This window comes from Aquibium microcysteis (assembly GCF_014495845.1).
Taxonomy (GTDB): Bacteria; Pseudomonadota; Alphaproteobacteria; order Rhizobiales; family Rhizobiaceae; genus Aquibium; species Aquibium microcysteis.
In genome coordinates this window covers 3,052,325-3,067,747 of record NZ_CP061080.1, presented here as the reverse complement: position 1 = coordinate 3,067,747, position 15,423 = coordinate 3,052,325, and the positions used below count along the sequence as shown (strand labels likewise).

The following is a 15,423-nucleotide window of genomic DNA, read 5'->3' as shown; positions in this document are numbered from 1 at the left end:
AGGGTTCAGTCGCCGGTACGGGGCCTGCGACCCGCCGGGTCGAGGGGGCCGCCGGCCGATCCGGCGCCGGCGGCGGGTCTCGCACGGCGGCCCCCCGACCGCTTCACAGGCCCATGCGATCCCGCACGCGCATCTTGATGTGCTTGGACTCGCGAAACGCCTCGATGCCTTCGCGGCCGAGTTCGCGGCCGATACCGCTCATCTTCCAGCCCCCGAAGGGGGCGTGGAGTTCGCTGGTGTCGTTGACGTTGACGCCGACGGCGCCGGCCTCGATCCGCTCCGCCAGGCTCCAGGCGCGTTCGAGGTCGCCGGAGTAGACATAGGCGGCGAGGCCGAAGGGGAGGGCGTTGGCGACGGCCAGCGCTTCCCGGTCGTCCGCAACCGGCCTGATCGCCGCCAGCGGTCCGAAGGTCTCCTCCGTCAGGGCGAGGGCGCCGTCCGGAACGTCGTCGACGACCGTCGGCTGGAAGAAGAAGCCGCGGTCGTAGCCATCGCCGCCCGGTCGCCCGCCGCCGGCTACCAGCCTGCCGCCGCGCCGCAACGCGTCCTGGAGATGGGCGTCGGTCCGCGCGCGGACGCTCTCGTTCAGCACCGGGCCGTAGAGCACGCCCGGCAGGACGCCGTGGCCGAGCCTGATCTTTCGCGTCTCCTCCGCCAGCGCCTCGACGAAGCGCGCGTGGATTCCGCGCGCGACGAGGATGCGGTTCACCGCGATGCAGATCTGGCCCATGTTGGAGAAGGAACGCCGCGCGGCAGCGGCTGCCGCCTCCTGCGGATCGGCGTCGTCGAGCACGATGAAGGGGCATTGGCCGCCGAGTTCGAGCGACAGCCGCTTCAGCGTGCCGGCCGCCGCGCGCATGATCGACTGGCCGGCGGGAACCGAGGCCGTCGCGGTCACCATGGCGATGCCGGGGTGCTCGGCCAGCGCCGCGCCGACCTCCGGGCCGGTGCCGGGGATGTCGTTCAGCACGCCCGCCGGCAGGCCCGCCTCGACGAAGCATTCGACCACCTGGCCGATCGCGAGCGGCGTCTCGTGCGGCGGCTTCACCACCAGCGTGCATCCGGCGGCGAGCACGGGGGCGACCTTCCAGGCATAGAGATCGACCGGATAGTTCCACGGCACGATGCCGCCGACGACGCCGACGGGTGCCGTGGTAACGAGGCTGCGGATGTCGGCGCGCGCGGACGGGCGGATCGAGCCGCCGAGCCTGCGGCCCTCCTCGGCGTAGAAGCGGATGACCTCGACGCCGAACAGGATCTCCTTCATCGAGTCCGGCACCGGCTTGCCCTGCTCGCGCGTCAGCGTGTCGGCGATGGCCGGGGCGCGCTGCGCGACCAGATCCGCCGCGCGGTGCAGCACCCGGGCGCGCTCGTCGGCATGGGTCGAGGCCCAGCCCGGCAGCGCCTTGCCCGCGGCGGCGACCGCGCGGTCGACGTCGGCGCGGGTGGCGATGGCGCTGGTGCCGACGAGGTCGCCGGTGGCCGGGTCGCGGATCTCGGCGCGCCCGCCCGCGGCGGCCTCGGTCCAGGCGCCGTCGATGAAGAGTTTCCTGTCCATGCCGCTCACCGTGCCTTCAGCCGGCGCCAGAGTTCCTCGTAGTTCTCGTCGTTCTGCCGGTTGGCGGCCTCCTTGGAGGTCGTGTTGGGGCTGACCATGACGTGCGGCGTGATGCCTTCGGCGACCAGCTTTTCGGCCGTCAGCGCCACGATGGCATGGGCGATGGCGATGGTGACGCTGGTCGAGGAGGCGCCGACCGGCGACTCCAGCCCGTCGATGTAGAGCGCCGCGTCCGCCTTGGGGATACCGGTGTCGATGACCACGTCGGCCACCTCGTAGAGCCGCTTGCCGCAGGAATGGCGCGACGGCGTGGACGAGGAATGCGGGATGGAGGTGACGCCGATCAGCTTGATGCCGCGCTCCTTGCACTCCATCGCGATGTCCATGATCACGGCGTTGATGCCGGAATGCGAGAACAGGATCATCGTGTCTTCGGGATCGATCTGGTGCGAGCGCAGGATCGCCTTGCCGTAGCCTTCCTGGGCATGGATGAAGCGGTATTGCCGCGCTCCCATGTCGCCCCAGACGTGGTGGAACGAGATCATCGTGCTTTCGACGATCGGGCGGAAGCCGACGATGGTGCCGGTGCGCGGAAAGCTCTCCAGCGCCGGCAGTGCGCCGTGGCCGGTGCCGAAGGTGAAGGCGAGCTTGCCGGCGGCGATGCTTGCCGCGCACAGCGCGGCTGCCTCCTCGATGGCGGCGGCCTGCGTCGTCCGCACCGTCTCCAGCCGTTCGGCGAGCGACCCGAAATAGCGGTCGAGAAGCGTTGTCATGGCTTGGTCCTTCTTGTTCTTCTTGCCGGGAGGGTCAGGCGGGCAGGGCGGTGAGAGCGTCGAGCGCGGTCTCGAACAGTTCGATCTCGGCTTCCGCCATCGCCGCGTCGCTGATCTTCTCCTGCGTATGCGCATCCACCGTGGCGACGCAGAGCGTCGAGGCGCGCGCGCCGAGGATGCGGGCGGCGACGAGCAGCGCCGAGGTCTCCATGTCGGTGCCGATCAGGCCCATGCGCGCGATGTCCTGCTTCAGGCTGCCGATCATCTCGCGGCGCGCACCGGAGAGGCCGAACATCTCGGTGTAGAACCCGTCCCAGGTGCCGAAGATGCCGGCGTGCCAGGTGCGGTCGCCGGTCGCGAGGCGCCGTCGCAGCGCCGTGTTCAGGTCGAAGTCGGCGATCGCCGGATAGCCGAGCGGGGCATAGCTGTTCGATGTGCCGTCGGCCCGAAGGGCGCCGTCGGCGAGCACGAAGTCGCCGAGCCCGGCAGGCGGGATCGCCATCGCGGTGCCGATGCGCAGGAAGGTGCGGATGCCGAGCGCGTAGAGCTCGTGCAGCACGATCGAGGCGATCGGCGCGCCCATGCCGAAGGCGGCGGCGGTGATGCGCCGCCCGCCGCGCAGCCCGGTCACGGTGCGCAGGCCGCGGCTGACGGGCGGGAAAGCCGGGTTTTCGAGATGCTCGGCGATCCGGTCGATGCGCGCGGGATCGCCGATGAGGATCGCGGCGTCGCCGACCTCCTCGCGCGATACGCCGATGTACCAGGCGCGGTCGGAGCTTTCTTCCTGTGTCATGGGTCAGGCACTTTCGTCGGTGGGAAAAAGGCGGCTGCGCAGCAGCGTGGCGGCGGCCCGATGGCCCGCCCCGACCACGGCGGCGAGATCGGTCTCGCCGCCCGCGAGAGCGGCGATGGCGCCGCCCGCGAAGGTATCGCCGGCCCCGGTCGGGTCGGGCGTCTCGAAGGGAAGGGTCGGCACGGTCAGCGTCGTCCCGTCGCGCGTCACGACTGCGCCCTCGCCGCCGAGCGTCTCGATCACGACGCGCCCCGGACGCGCACCGGCAGCCGCGCGGAACGCCGCCTCGACGAAGCCGCGCTCGGCCCGGCTGTGGCAGATCACGTCGGCGCGCGCGGCGAGCCGGGCGGCGAGTTCGGGCGGCAGCGCCCGGGGATCGTCCTTCACCACCCAGGCCAGCCGCGCCGCGGGGCCAAGCGCGTCGAGCGCCGCGAGCGTCGCGCGGGTTGGGCCGATGGTGACGCAGAGCCAGCCGGCCCCAGCCACGGCGTCGCGCTGCGCGGCGGTCAGGTCCAGATCCTTCGGCATGCCGGGATCGTAGAGGCAGGCGCAGCCGCCGTCGGGATCGTAGGCCAGCACGGCGATCGGGGTGCGTGCACCCGGCACGCGGGCCATCGCGTCGACCAGGACGCCCCTGCCGCGCAGCTGTTCGAGATAGGCGTCGCCCGCCTCGTCGGCGCCGATCCAGCTCACCGGCTTCGCATCCGCCACGCCGGCCGCCGCCAGCGCCGACGCCACGTAGGCGGGGCTGCCGCCGAGCCGCGGCCAGGCGTTCTGCGGGCGCGCGAGGATGGTGGAGGTGCGGCCGGGCCGCGGCACGCTGTCCAGCATGGCCACGTGGTCGAGGCTCGCATAGCCGATGATGGCGATGCCGCCCGTCACGACAGCATGTCCACGGCTTCGGCGAGCGGCACGACCTGGCCCATGTAGCGGTGGATGTCCTCCAGCGACGCTTCGGCCAGGTGCGGCCGGTTCGAATTCGTCGCCTCGCGCGGCACCACGGGCTCGAAGCCGTTGGCGAAGGCGTCCTGCGCGGTGGCGCGGATGCAGACGTTGGTCTTCACCCCGGCAATCACGACGCGGGTGACGCCCTGCTCGGTCAGCAGCAGCGCGAGATCGGTGGCGAAGAAGGCGCTGAAGCGGCGCTTCCACACGACGGTCTCGTTGGCGCCCTGCGGCACGAAGTCGGCGAAGAAGCCGGCATCCTGCGCCCCTTCGAGGTGATGCACCGGCAGCTTGCGCCATTCGAAATCGTCGAAGCCGGGCCGGTGCCGCTCGGCGGCGTGGACGACGACCGCGCCCGATCGCCGTGCGGCGGCACGCAGCGCGCGCATCGGCTCCAGCACGTCCTCGACGCCGGGATAATGGTTCGGCTGGCCGGCCTCGAAGAACGAGTTGATCACGTCGACCAGGATCAGCGCCGTGCGCGGGGCTTGCATCGTCATCGTCAGGCTCTCCTTGCCTTGGCGCGGCGGGCGGCGAGGGCGACGGCCGTCAGGACGACGATCACCATCGCGTAGGGCAGCGTCTGGACCAGTTCCGCCGGCACGCCGCGCCCCTGCATGCGGATCTGGAAGGCGTCGAAGAAGCCGAACAGCAGCGCGCAGGCGGCGGTCGCCCAGGGCCGGTTGCGGCCGAAATAGAAGGCCGCCAGTGCGATGAAGCCGCGTCCTGCGGTGATGCCCTCGTTGAAGATGCCGACCACGCCGATCGACAGCGAGGCGCCGGCGAGGCCGGACATGATGCCCGCATAGACGGTCGAGAGGTCGCGCAGCATCAGCGGGTTCAGGCCCAGCGCGCGGGCGGCCTGGGGCGCTGCGCCGACGGCACGCAGCCGAAGGCCGAGCCTCGTGCGGGCGAGGAACCAGACGGTGACCGGCACCATCGCCCAGGCAGCCCAGGTGAGCGGATCGTGGCCCGACAGGATCGCGCCGAGAACGGGGATGTCGGCCACCACGGGGATGTCGATGCGCGGCAGGCGGGCGACGTCGGGGAGGCTGAGCGTGCCCGAACTGCCGTAGGCGACACTCAGGAAGAAGCGGACGAGACCGGCGACCGCGACGAGGAAGCCGAGCCCGACGATGATCTCGTTGGCCTGCAGCCGCGTCACCGCCAGCGACATGGCGAGACCGACCACCCCGCCGGCCGCGGCCGCCGCCAGCAGCGCGACCGGCCAGCTTCCCGTCATCGACGCCACGATCAGCCCGAACAGCGCGCCGGCCAGCATCATCGAATCGAGACCGATGTTGACGAGGCCGCCGACCCGGTTGATCAGGCCGCCGAGGGCTGCGAGCAGCACCGGGGTGGTCATCACCACGGCGGCATGGATGATGTTGTCGATCATGCCGCGCGCCTCCGCCGAACGATGAGCCGTCCGAGCTGCGCGACCGCGAAGACCATCACGGTCCCCTGCAGGATGTCGACGATCTCGATCGGCACGTCGCTGAAGAACTGGATGGTCGCGCCGGCATTGGCGAGCGCGCCGAAGAGCAGCGCGGCGAGGAAGATGCCGAGCGCCGATCCGCGCCCCAGCAGCGCCACCGCGATGCCGGTGAAGCCGTAGCCCGGCGAGAAGCCGGCGACGAAGCGGCCGACATTGCCGAGCGCGTGGATGCCGCCGGCCAGCCCGCCGATGGCGCCCGACAGCAGCATCATCTTGATCACCAGCATCGGAACGTCGATGCCCGAAGCGATGGCGAAGCGCGGGTTCATGCCGGCCAGCCGCGTCTCGAAGCCGAGCGCGGTGCGGCTGCCCCACAGCGCGTAGAGGCCGAGCAGCGCGATGGCGATGAGGAAGCCCGCGTTCAGCGTCGACGGCGGCATGAGCTTCGGCAGCCGCGCCGCGTCGGCGATCATCGGCGTGGCGGAATTGGCCGAGCCGGGCGCGAGCAGCGGGCCGTTGACCAGCCAGGCGGTGAGGCTGATGGCGATGAAGTTGAGCATCAGCGTGGACACCACCTCGTCGACGTCGAGCCGCGCCTTGAGGACGCCGGGCGTGAGCATCCACAGCGAGCCGACGACGACCCCGGCCAGAAGTGCCAGGGGCAGCAGGAGGGCGGCCGGCAGGCCGGCGAAGGTGAAGCCGACGGTGGCCGCCGCCAGTCCGCCCACGAAGATGCAGCCCTCGACGCCCACGTTGAAGGCGCCGGCGCGGAAGGCGACGGCGGTGGCGAGCCCGGTCAGGATGAGCGGCGTGGCCGCCGACAGCGTCGCGGCGATGCGGCGCGAACTGCCGAAGGCTTCGGTGGCGAGCAGCCCGTAAACCTCGAGCGGATTGTGCCCGGCGGCGAGCAGCACGAGCCCGGCCACCACGAAGGCCGCGACCAGGGGGCCGAGCGGCTCCAGCATGCCGAGAAAGGCGGAGCGTCCGGCGGGTGTCGTGGCGACGGCCTGTCCGCTCATCCCTGCCTGCCTCCGAGCATCAGCCGGCCGATCTCCTCCAGCCCGGCGGCGCCGCGCGCCACTTCTCCGGTGATCCTGCCGCCATAGACGACGACGATGCGGTCCGACAGCGTCACGAGTTCCTCGAGTTCCTCCGAGACCAGCAGCACGGCGCCGCCGCGGTCGCGATAGTCGATCAGGCAGCGGTGGATGAAGTCGATGCCGCGGATGTCGACGCCGCGGGTCGGCTGGCAGGCGACGAGCAGTTTCGGATCGCCGTCGAGCTCGCGCGCGACTGCCACCCGCTGCTGGTTTCCGCCCGACAGGCTGCCGGCCGGCTGGCGGTCGGATGCCCGCTTGACCGAATAGCGGTCGAGCAGGTCTTCGACGTGGCGCGCGATGGCTGACCGGCGCAGGATGCCGTGGGAGCACAGTTCCGGCCGCCGGTGGTGGCCGGCGATGGCATTCTCGGCGATGGAGGCGGCAAGGCACAGGCCCTCCGCCGCGCGGTCGGGGCTGAGATAGGCGAGCCCGAGCGCCCGCCGCTGTGCCAGCGTCAGCGCGGCGAGGTCGGTGGCGCCGAACCGGATCGACCCGGCATCGACCGAGCCGAGCCCGGTGATTGCGGCGACGATCTCGTCCTGTCCGTTGCCGGCGACGCCCGCGATACCGACGATCTCGCCCGACCGTACGGTGAGGTCGAAGGCGGACAGGGCGGCGTTGCCGCGCAGGTCGCGGGCGGACAGGCCGGCGATCTCCAGCACGGGAGCGCCGGCCGATACGGCGCGCGGCTGTGGCCGCGCCAGCACCTCGCCGATCATCATCTCGGCCAGGCTCTCGCGGCTGGCCGACGAGCGCGGCAGGCTGGCGACGACGCGGCCGTTGCGGATGACGGTGATCTCGTCGGCCACGGTCAGCACCTCGTCCAGCTTGTGGCTGATGAAGAGAACGGTGCGCCCCTCGTCGCGGAGCTTGCGCAGCAGCGCGATCAGCTCGCGCACCTGCGCCGGCGCCAGCACCGCCGTCGGCTCGTCGAGGATCAGCACGTCGGCGCCGCGGTAGAGCAGGCGCAGGATCTCGACGATCTGGCGAACATGCACCGGCGCGTCTTCGGCGGGCGTGTCCCAGTCGAGAGAGACGCCGGCGAGCGCTTCCAGCGCGCGGGCCTTGGCGAGCGCCGCCGCGCGGTCGATGCGGCCGAGACCGTCCACCGGTTCGGCCGCCAGCATGAGGTTTTCCAGCAGCGTGAGGCCGGGCGCCAGCATGAACTCCTGGTGCACCATGCCCACGCCGCGGGCGAAGGCGTCGGCGGGGCCGGCGAAGGTCGCCGGTTCCCCGTCGAGCAGGATGACGCCGGAATCCGGCCGGTCCACGCCCTGCAGGATCCGCATCAGCGTCGACTTGCCGGCGCCGTTGCCGCCGACGATGGCGTGCACCGTTCCGCGCCGCGCCCGGAAGTCGATCGCGTCGTTGGCCAGCACCGGGCCGAACCGCCGCGTGACGCCCTGCGCCCCGAGGCGGACCGACCGGTCCGGCATCGTCTCTGCCGTCTGCATGGAAGGCCGGATCCCAAGGCTTACTTCAGGTAATCGGGATAGCCCTGCTCGACCACGTTCCAGACCTTGATCTTGCCCGACAGGATGTCCTGCTTCGCGGCCTCGACCTTTTCGAGATAGGCGGCCGGGATCAGGTCCTTCGTGTGCTTCATCTCCGACAGGCCGACCCCGTTCTCGGCGAGGCCGAAGGCGATGGTCTTGCCGCTCGGGAAATTGCCCGCGGCATAGTCCTTGATCAGGGTCTCGACCGCGACGTCGGTGCGCTTGATCATGCTGGTCAGCACGTTGCCCGGGGCCAGCCCGTCCTGGTCGGTGTCGACGCCGATGGCGTAGCGGCCGGCTTCCTTGGCGGCCTGGATGACGCCCATGCCGGTGCCGCCGGCGACCTGGTAGACGATGTCGGCGCCTTCCTCGAACATGGCCTTGGTCATCTGCAGGCCGATCGCCGGGTCGGCGAAGTTGTTGGAATAGGCGACCTTCACCACCACGTCGGGATTGGCGGCCTTGGCGCCCTCGACATAGCCGGCGATGAACTTGTCGATGCCGGCCGACTTGGTGCCGCCGATGACGCCGATGATCGGCTCCGGCGTGATGCCCTTGATGGAGGTGTCGGTGGTGACCAGCGCCGCCAGCATGCCGGCGAGGTAGGATCCTTCCTGTTCCTGGAACAGCACCGAGGCGACGTTCGGCGCCTCGCGGACCTGGTTCAGGATCACGTAGTTGGTGTCGGGATAGTCCTTGGCCACCTCGAGCATCGGCTCGCCGTGCGAATATTCGAGGTCGATGACGAGGCCGAAATCGGCGTCCGAGGCGCGGCGCAGGATTTCTGCGGCCTGGGCGACCACGTCGCGCGATTCGACCGGCTTGCCCTCGAGACCGGTGGCTTCGAGCCCGCGCTTGAAGCCTTCATAGGCGAGGTCGTTGTAGGACTGGTCGCCGAGGCCGCTCTGCGAGATGACGAGCGCGACCGGCTTCTCCGCCGACAGGGCGCTAGTTGTCCCAAGGGCCGAGACGAGGGCCGATGTGGCCACGGTGATCGCCAATGTTCTGATCATGCTGGTACTCCTTGCCATTCTTGATGTTCCCCACATGATGCTGCCGGACGAGGAGAGCCTCGTATGAGTAGCGGCGGGCATCATAGATCGCGCTGACGGCATCGAGCGGCGTGCCGTCGGCGGCGAACGAGTGTCGGGTCACCGCGACGACGACCGCGTCGCCCTCGAGACCCAGAAGCGTGCGGTCCCGCTCGGAGGCGGGACAGGCCACCAGCCGTTCCGTCGCGCTGGCGACGACGAGGCCGTGCGCCTCGAAATGGCGGTAGAGCGAGAAGCCCGGCTCCGACGCGATCGCCCGCGTCAGCCGCGTCTCCGCGACGATTTCCGTCGACAGGATCGAGCGGTGCCGCGCGACGCCGCGGCCGTCGACCAGCCGCAGGCGGTCGAGCAGCATGACCGGCGTTCCGGCTGCGTAGGGCAGCCCGTCCTCCCAGTCCGCCGCCTCGAAGGCGAGCAGCCGGTGCGAGGCGACGTGACCCGCGGCCTCGACCGCCTCGGTGAAGGAGAGCAGGTAGCCCGGCGCCCGCCGCAGCGGCGCCTCGGCCACGAAGGAGCCGCTGCCCTGGCGGCGCGTCACCAGCCCTTCCTCGACCAGCTGTTCCACGGCCTTCGCCACGGTGAAGCGGCTGACGCCCCACAGCTTCGCCAGTTCCGGCTCGCTCGGAATGCGCGCGCCCGGTCCCATCTCGCCGATCTGGGTCTTCAGCCCCTCGGCGATCTGCAGATAGAGCGGTCCTGCGCGGGTTCCGGCCTTGATCATGCTTGTCCATGCCATCTTGTCCAGTCAACTGAGCAGATCGTGAGGCGGCTTGCAAGTGGATTTCGCTGGCAGACCGAGTGCGTCACGCGTCGGAGCACCTCCAGGCCGAGCGGCATCGGCACGGCGCCGCACGTCGCCGTCACCTCTGCTGCACCGGCAGCGTCGGGCGTCCCCCCTCGCGCCGCGTCATTCCGGACCGGTCGCCGAGCGCAGCGGAGGCGTCCGGATTCGGAATCCATTCCGTGACGTCCGCAGGAAGAAGCCTGACGCGATCGACGTCGGGAATGGATTCCGGACAGCCGCTCCGCGCTCCGCGCGGCTCGTCTTCCGGAATGACGCGGGCAAGGCGACCGCCGCCGATCCCGCCTCCGCTCTCGCCCGGCGCCTCCCACCTTCGTCATCCCGGGAGGGCGTCCGAGCGCAGCGAAGGACGACGTATCCGGGATCCATGCCTCGTCGGCGACGCCTCGCTCCGGTGCAGGACGGACCCTCTCCTTCTCCATCGTTCCGTTGATCGTCTTCCAACGACGCATGGCCCCCCGGGTCTGCGCGACGGCCTTCGGCCTGCTCCGCCGAGGATGACGATGCCGAAGGACGCGCCACGGGAACGGAGCACCCTGGCGTCCGCGGCCATCGTCCGTCCGGCTGCTGGGTTGTCTACGGGGAAATCCTCGGCGTCGCCCCTCCCGCAGGGGCGTGGGTCGAAACTCCGACTACATGTTCCTGGAAATGCACCACGAGCGTCGCCCCTCCCGCCGGGGCGTGCACCGAAACCTCGTCGGAGGCCGGTCCGGCGCGATCATCTCATCGGCCTTCCGATGCCGGGCCGCGGTGTGCTGCTCCTGAACGCTTCTTTTACCAGAAGTGCCTAAAACAGTCCTCATGCAGAAACCTGGCGCCGGCCGACGAGCGACGATGGTCTCCACCATGGCTGCGGCCGGGCTCGTCCCTGCGGCCCTGGTCGGGAGCCTCGTGGCGGCCGTCCCGGCGCCGTCCTTCGGGCGCTCCGCGACGATCGCAGCCGTCTTTCCGCCCTGGTGGCCGGCAGGGCGCGCCTTCGAGGCGGCGGCGGGAGCGGGACCCCTGCTCGACGCGGGACGGGCGCCGTTCGTGATGGTGGTCGGCTTCACCGATCCGGCCGTCGCCGACAGGCTGCGGGCTGCCGGTGCGATTTTCCTCGTGGATGCCGCGGCCGTCGGCTGTGCGCCGACGGGGCCAGATGAAGGATGAGACGATGAACTCCACGACGGGCGACGCGCTCCGGGATCTCGGCCTGCACAGACGCCGCATGGTGAAGGCCATCGCGGTCGGGCAGTTCGGCGCGCTGCCGCTGATCGGTCTGGCGCAGATCCTCAACGGCACCACCGGCTTCGGGATGCTGGCGGCCTCGCTCACGCTTGCCGTGCTGGCGACGGCGCTTGCGCGGCGGCCCGCGCTGGAGGCGGCGGCGAGCGCGATCTGCGGCGTGGCGGTGGCGGCCAACGTGTCGTTCCTGGTCGCCGCACTTGCCGGCAATCCCCTGCAGGTCGACATGCACATGGCCTATTTCGCGGGCCTCGCCCTGATCGGCGCGACGTTCGACTGGCGCGCCATCGTCGCCGCGACGCTGACGACCGCCGTGCATCACCTCGTCCTGAACTTCGCCTTCCCGGCAGCCATCTATCCGGGCGGCACCGACATGATCCGCTTTCTCGTGCATGCCGTGATCCTGGTCGTCGAGGCGGCGGCGCTGCTGTGGGTGGCGTGGCGGGTCGGCGGCATGTTCGACAGCATCGCGCGCACGGGCGAGGCCATGCGCGAGGAGCAGCGCCGCGCCGACGCCGCCGGACGGGAGACCCTCGCCCTGCGCGAACGCCAGCAGGCGGAGCGCGAGGAGCAGATGCGAAGGCAGGAGGCGCAGGCCGCCGATCTCCGCCGGTTCGTCGCCGACATGGAGCGGGGCCTCGGCCGGATCGCGGACGGCGACCTGACGGTGCGGCTGCTGGATCCGGCCCCGGTCGCCTACGAGGCGCTCCGGCACAAGTTCAACGAAACCATCGGCCAGCTGATGCGGACGATCGGTGCGACGGTCGAGGTCGTCGCGACGATCCGCGGCGGGCTGGCCGAGATTACCGCCGCCTCCGGCGACCTGTCGACGCGCACGGAGCAGCAGGCGGCCAGCCTCGAGGAAACGGTGGCCGCGCTCGGTGCCGTGACGCAGGGCGTGAACGAGACGGCCACCGCGGCCGGCCGCGCGCAGCAGCTTGCCGACGCCGCGCGGACGGATGCCGACGGCGGCAGCGCCGTCGTGCGCAGCGCCGTCGACGCCATGAGCGTGATCCGGTCCTCCTCGGCCGAGGTGTCCAAGATCGTCGGCGTGATCGACGAAATCGCCTTCCAGACCAATCTGCTGGCGCTCAACGCCGGTGTGGAGGCCGCCCGCGCCGGCGAGGCCGGCCGCGGCTTCGCCGTCGTTGCCCAGGAAGTGCGCGGGCTGGCGCAGCGCTCGGCCGAAGCGGCGCGGGAGATCAGGGGGCTGATCTCGGCTTCGGGCGATCAGGTGAAGACCGGCGTCGAACTCGTCGCCGCCTCCGGGCAGGCGCTCGCCAGGATCATGGAACAGGTCGTGGCCATGAGCGATCTCGTCGCCCACATCGCCGATGGCGCGCGGGAGCAGGCCGGCAGCCTCCGCGAAGTCTCGACCGCGGCCGACCGCATGGACCGCGTCACCCAGCAGAACGCCGCCATGGTCGAACAGAGCGCCGCCGCGGCGCAGAAGCTCTCGATCGAAACCGAGGAACTGGCGCGCATGATCGCCCGGTTCCGCACTGCCGGCAGCGAACCCGCGTTCCGTCCCGCACGCGCCGCCTGACGGCGCAGCCGGTCGGCGGCACGGGCGTCCCTCCACCGCCTCTGTCGCCGCCTGCGCCGCGTCGCTGCGTCCTCTGCGTGCGCGCTTCGCAAAGATCGCCGACCTTTTCCGGAACAGGCACCGCACTCGGCCGTTTGGTGCTCGGTCGGTCACGGATGTGACCTCCAACCCATCATTCCGCGAAAGGGACATGACCATGGCGAAGGAAAAGACGCTGGAAGACCTCTTCCACGATACGCTCAAGGACATCTACTACGCCGAGCGCAAGATCCTGAAGGCACTGCCGAAGATGAAGCGCGCCGCGCAGTCCGACGAACTCAAGGCCGCCTTCGACAAGCACCACCAGGAGACGCAGGGCCAGATCGAGCGCCTGCAGCAGGTGTTCGAGATCATGGGCAAGCGCGCCCAGGGCAAGACCTGCGACGCCATCGAGGGCATCATCTCCGAGGGCGAGGAGATCATGGACGAGTTCAAGGGCACGGCAGCCCTCGACGCCGGCCTGATCTCGTCGGCGCAGGCCGTCGAGCACTACGAGATCACCCGCTACGGCACCCTGAAGCGCTGGGCGACGGAACTCGGCATGACGGATGCCGCCGACCTGCTCGATCAGACCCTGCAGGAGGAGTCCAAGACCGACGGCGATCTCACCAAGCTCGCCGATTCCTCCGCCAACGCGCGGGCGAAGTCGAAGAAGGCCGCCTGACGACGCAACATCGGCCCGCGGCGGGGCCCCAACCCGCCGCGAGAGCCGCCTGAAAAGCCCGGCGCTGCCCCCCCCTCGGGTGAAGGGCGGCCGTCGGTGCTGGCGGCGATGTGCCGCCGCGGTGTTTCCTCAGGCATCGGCCTTGGCCGTACGGCGCACCGACACTGTCCCCGACCTCCGGCACCCCGAGAGTCGCCATGGCTGCTTCCGGTCTCGTCCACGGCCCGCTGGGGCCGAACTGCCTGCACGTCTGCATCGACATGCAGGCCATCTTCATGCCGGGTGCGCCCTGGGGAAATCCCTGGATGGAACGTGTCCTCCCGGCGGTCGAGGAATTGTCGGCGCGGCATGCGCGGCGCACCGTCTTCACGCGTTTCGTGCCCGCCACGGATCCAGAGACGGCGCCCGGCGCCTGGAAACGCTACTATCGCAAATGGGAAGCCCTGACGCTGCGGCACGTGGCGCCGGAGCTCGTCGACCTCCTGCCGGCGCTGGCGCGCCTCGCTCCACCGGCGGCGGTGCTCGACAAGCGGGTCTACTCGCCCTGGACGGAGGGGCGGCTCGATGCCCTGCTGGCATCGGGCGGGATCGACACGCTGGTCGTCTCGGGTGGCGAGACCGATGTCTGCGTGCTTGCAACGGTGCTCGGCGCCGTCGACCGCGGCTACCGCGTCGTCATCGCCGCCGATGCGGTCTGCGGCTCGGCCGACAGCACCCACGATGCAGCGATGCTGCTCTACGCGTCGCGCTTCAGCGAGCAGGTTGAGGTCGCGGCGACGGAGGAAATCCTTTCGGGCTGGTCCTGACTTCCCGGACCGGGATGCGGGCGGACCGTGGCGCGGCTCCGCGGGCGTCTGGCATCGATCCGGCGACCGTGCTAGCGGCGCGGACGCGAAGGACATGCGATGGTCGAAGACGGCACGCGATATCTGCTCTGCCGCCCCAATGGCGGTCTGAACGACACGCTGGTGCAGCTGGAGCTGTGCCGGCGGTACGCCGCCCGCTTCGGCCGTACGCTGATCGTCGACACCTCGCGCTGCGGGCTCAGGCTGCCTTTCGGGGAGGTCTTCCTGCCGCGTGAGGATTTCGGGCCGCCCGTCCTCGGCCTCACCGCAGGTCTGGCGCAGGAACTCGACCGCTGCGCGTCGGTTGCGCCGTCCGCACTGGCGGGCCGCATCTCCACCTACGTCTCCGTCTGGGATACCGAACTCGGAGCAACGGTGGAGCGGGACTCGCGGCAGCGCATCGTCTTCGATCTCGAATGCGACCATGCGGAGGCCCTTCTCGTGCACGAGCAGCCCGGCGGCGGAAAGCGGGGCTTCGGGTTCCTCGGGCGCGTGGCGCTCTCACCCTGGATCGCCGATGCGGTGACCGCGCGGCTGCTGCCGCTCGGCGGCGACTACGACGCCATCCACGTGCGCAACACCGATCTGTCGACCGACTACCTGCGCCTGTTCCGGCGCTGCCGGCGGCTCTTCGCCGGCCGGCAGCTGCTCGTCTGCTCCGATGCGGCTGACGTGAAGCGGCGGGCGGCGGAGGTCTTCGCCGCGAGCACGATCCTGAGCGTCGCCGAGGTCCCGGACACGGGCGGCGAAGGCCTGCACTGGAGCCGGCTCTCGGAACCCCGCAAGGCGGCGGTCGACCTGTTCGCCGATCTCCTCGCGATCGCGCTGAGCCGCCGTTTCGTGTTCACCGCGGTGGACGCGCGCGGCGGCAGGCGCACCGGGTTCTCCGGCTTCTCGGTGCTGGCCGACATGCTGCGCCAGCAGCCGGACGTCGTGCGCGGCCTGCTGGAGGCGGCCGATCCGGTCCGCGTCGCCGCGCTGTTGACGGCTCACGCCGCGCCGGGCGGCATGCGGGCGGTCGGGCGGTCCGTCGCGGTGCTCGACCAGTGGCGCTGGAACCATGGCGCCCGCTGGTTGTCCCTGCGGCTCGGCGTGAAGCTGCGGCTGCGCGCGCTGCTCCCGGGCTGACCGCGATCTTGTCCGTCCGC

General features: G+C 70.8%; 15 protein-coding genes. 5 read left to right on the top strand and 10 right to left on the bottom strand.

Features of this window, described 5'->3' with window-relative positions:
* Positions 1–103: 103 nt before the first annotated feature.
* The 10 genes from IAI54_RS14160 to IAI54_RS14115 are packed head-to-tail and all read right to left on the bottom strand — an operon-like array spanning position 104 to position 9,876.
* Positions 104–1,558, bottom strand: coding sequence for an aldehyde dehydrogenase family protein (locus IAI54_RS14160; RefSeq protein WP_187967812.1), 1,455 nt, complete (start codon positions 1,556–1,558; stop codon positions 104–106).
* Between the two features lie 5 nt (positions 1,559–1,563).
* Complete coding sequence (locus IAI54_RS14155; protein WP_187967811.1) at positions 1,564–2,331, bottom strand: sugar isomerase domain-containing protein; 768 nt, start codon at positions 2,329–2,331, stop codon at positions 1,564–1,566.
* 34 nt (positions 2,332–2,365) lie between these two features.
* On the bottom strand, positions 2,366–3,124 hold the full coding sequence (locus IAI54_RS14150) for a nucleoside phosphorylase (protein WP_187967810.1): 759 nt from the start codon (positions 3,122–3,124) through the stop codon (positions 2,366–2,368).
* A gap of 3 nt (positions 3,125–3,127) precedes the next feature.
* Positions 3,128–4,006 carry a carbohydrate kinase family protein gene (locus tag IAI54_RS14145; protein WP_187967809.1) on the bottom strand — a complete coding sequence of 293 codons (879 nt, stop codon included), beginning with the start codon at positions 4,004–4,006 and terminating at the stop codon, positions 3,128–3,130.
* Complete coding sequence (locus tag IAI54_RS14140; RefSeq protein WP_187967808.1) at positions 4,003–4,569, bottom strand: cysteine hydrolase family protein; 567 nt, start codon at positions 4,567–4,569, stop codon at positions 4,003–4,005. Before IAI54_RS14140 ends, IAI54_RS14145 begins: the two co-directional genes overlap by 4 nt.
* A 2-nt stretch (positions 4,570–4,571) precedes the next feature.
* Entirely contained in the window at positions 4,572–5,468 is an 897-nt protein-coding gene (locus IAI54_RS14135) for an ABC transporter permease (RefSeq protein ID WP_187967807.1), read from the bottom strand.
* Positions 5,465–6,526 carry an ABC transporter permease gene (locus IAI54_RS14130; RefSeq protein ID WP_187967806.1) on the bottom strand — a complete coding sequence of 354 codons (1,062 nt, stop codon included), beginning with the start codon at positions 6,524–6,526 and terminating at the stop codon, positions 5,465–5,467. Before IAI54_RS14130 ends, IAI54_RS14135 begins: the two co-directional genes overlap by 4 nt.
* On the bottom strand, positions 6,523–8,061 hold the full coding sequence (locus IAI54_RS14125) for an ABC transporter ATP-binding protein (protein ID WP_187967805.1): 1,539 nt from the start codon (positions 8,059–8,061) through the stop codon (positions 6,523–6,525). Before IAI54_RS14125 ends, IAI54_RS14130 begins: the two co-directional genes overlap by 4 nt.
* Positions 8,062–8,081: 20 nt before the next feature.
* A complete protein-coding gene (locus tag IAI54_RS14120) occupies positions 8,082–9,116 on the bottom strand; it encodes a BMP family lipoprotein (RefSeq protein WP_210321125.1) in 1,035 nt (344 codons plus the stop codon).
* Positions 9,052–9,876 carry a GntR family transcriptional regulator gene (locus tag IAI54_RS14115; protein ID WP_187967803.1) on the bottom strand — a complete coding sequence of 275 codons (825 nt, stop codon included), beginning with the start codon at positions 9,874–9,876 and terminating at the stop codon, positions 9,052–9,054. Before IAI54_RS14115 ends, IAI54_RS14120 begins: the two co-directional genes overlap by 65 nt.
* Positions 9,877–10,791: 915 nt before the next feature.
* Between IAI54_RS14115 and IAI54_RS14110 the strand changes: the two genes are divergently transcribed.
* From IAI54_RS14110 to IAI54_RS14090, 5 genes are all read left to right on the top strand, one after another.
* Positions 10,792–11,106: a hypothetical protein gene (locus IAI54_RS14110; protein WP_187967802.1), complete on the top strand. Its 315-nt coding sequence runs from the start codon at positions 10,792–10,794 to the stop codon at positions 11,104–11,106.
* 4 nt (positions 11,107–11,110) lie between these two features.
* Positions 11,111–12,727: a methyl-accepting chemotaxis protein gene (locus IAI54_RS14105; protein ID WP_235679052.1), complete on the top strand. Its 1,617-nt coding sequence runs from the start codon at positions 11,111–11,113 to the stop codon at positions 12,725–12,727.
* Positions 12,728–12,923: 196 nt separating this feature from the next.
* Positions 12,924–13,430 carry a YciE/YciF ferroxidase family protein gene (locus IAI54_RS14100; RefSeq protein WP_187972942.1) on the top strand — a complete coding sequence of 169 codons (507 nt, stop codon included), beginning with the start codon at positions 12,924–12,926 and terminating at the stop codon, positions 13,428–13,430.
* A 197-nt stretch (positions 13,431–13,627) separates the two neighbouring features.
* Entirely contained in the window at positions 13,628–14,236 is a 609-nt protein-coding gene (locus IAI54_RS14095) for a cysteine hydrolase family protein (RefSeq protein WP_187972941.1), read from the top strand.
* Between the two features lie 99 nt (positions 14,237–14,335).
* Complete coding sequence (locus IAI54_RS14090) at positions 14,336–15,403, top strand: hypothetical protein (protein ID WP_187972940.1); 1,068 nt, start codon at positions 14,336–14,338, stop codon at positions 15,401–15,403.
* The last annotated feature ends 20 nt before the right edge of the window (positions 15,404–15,423 follow it).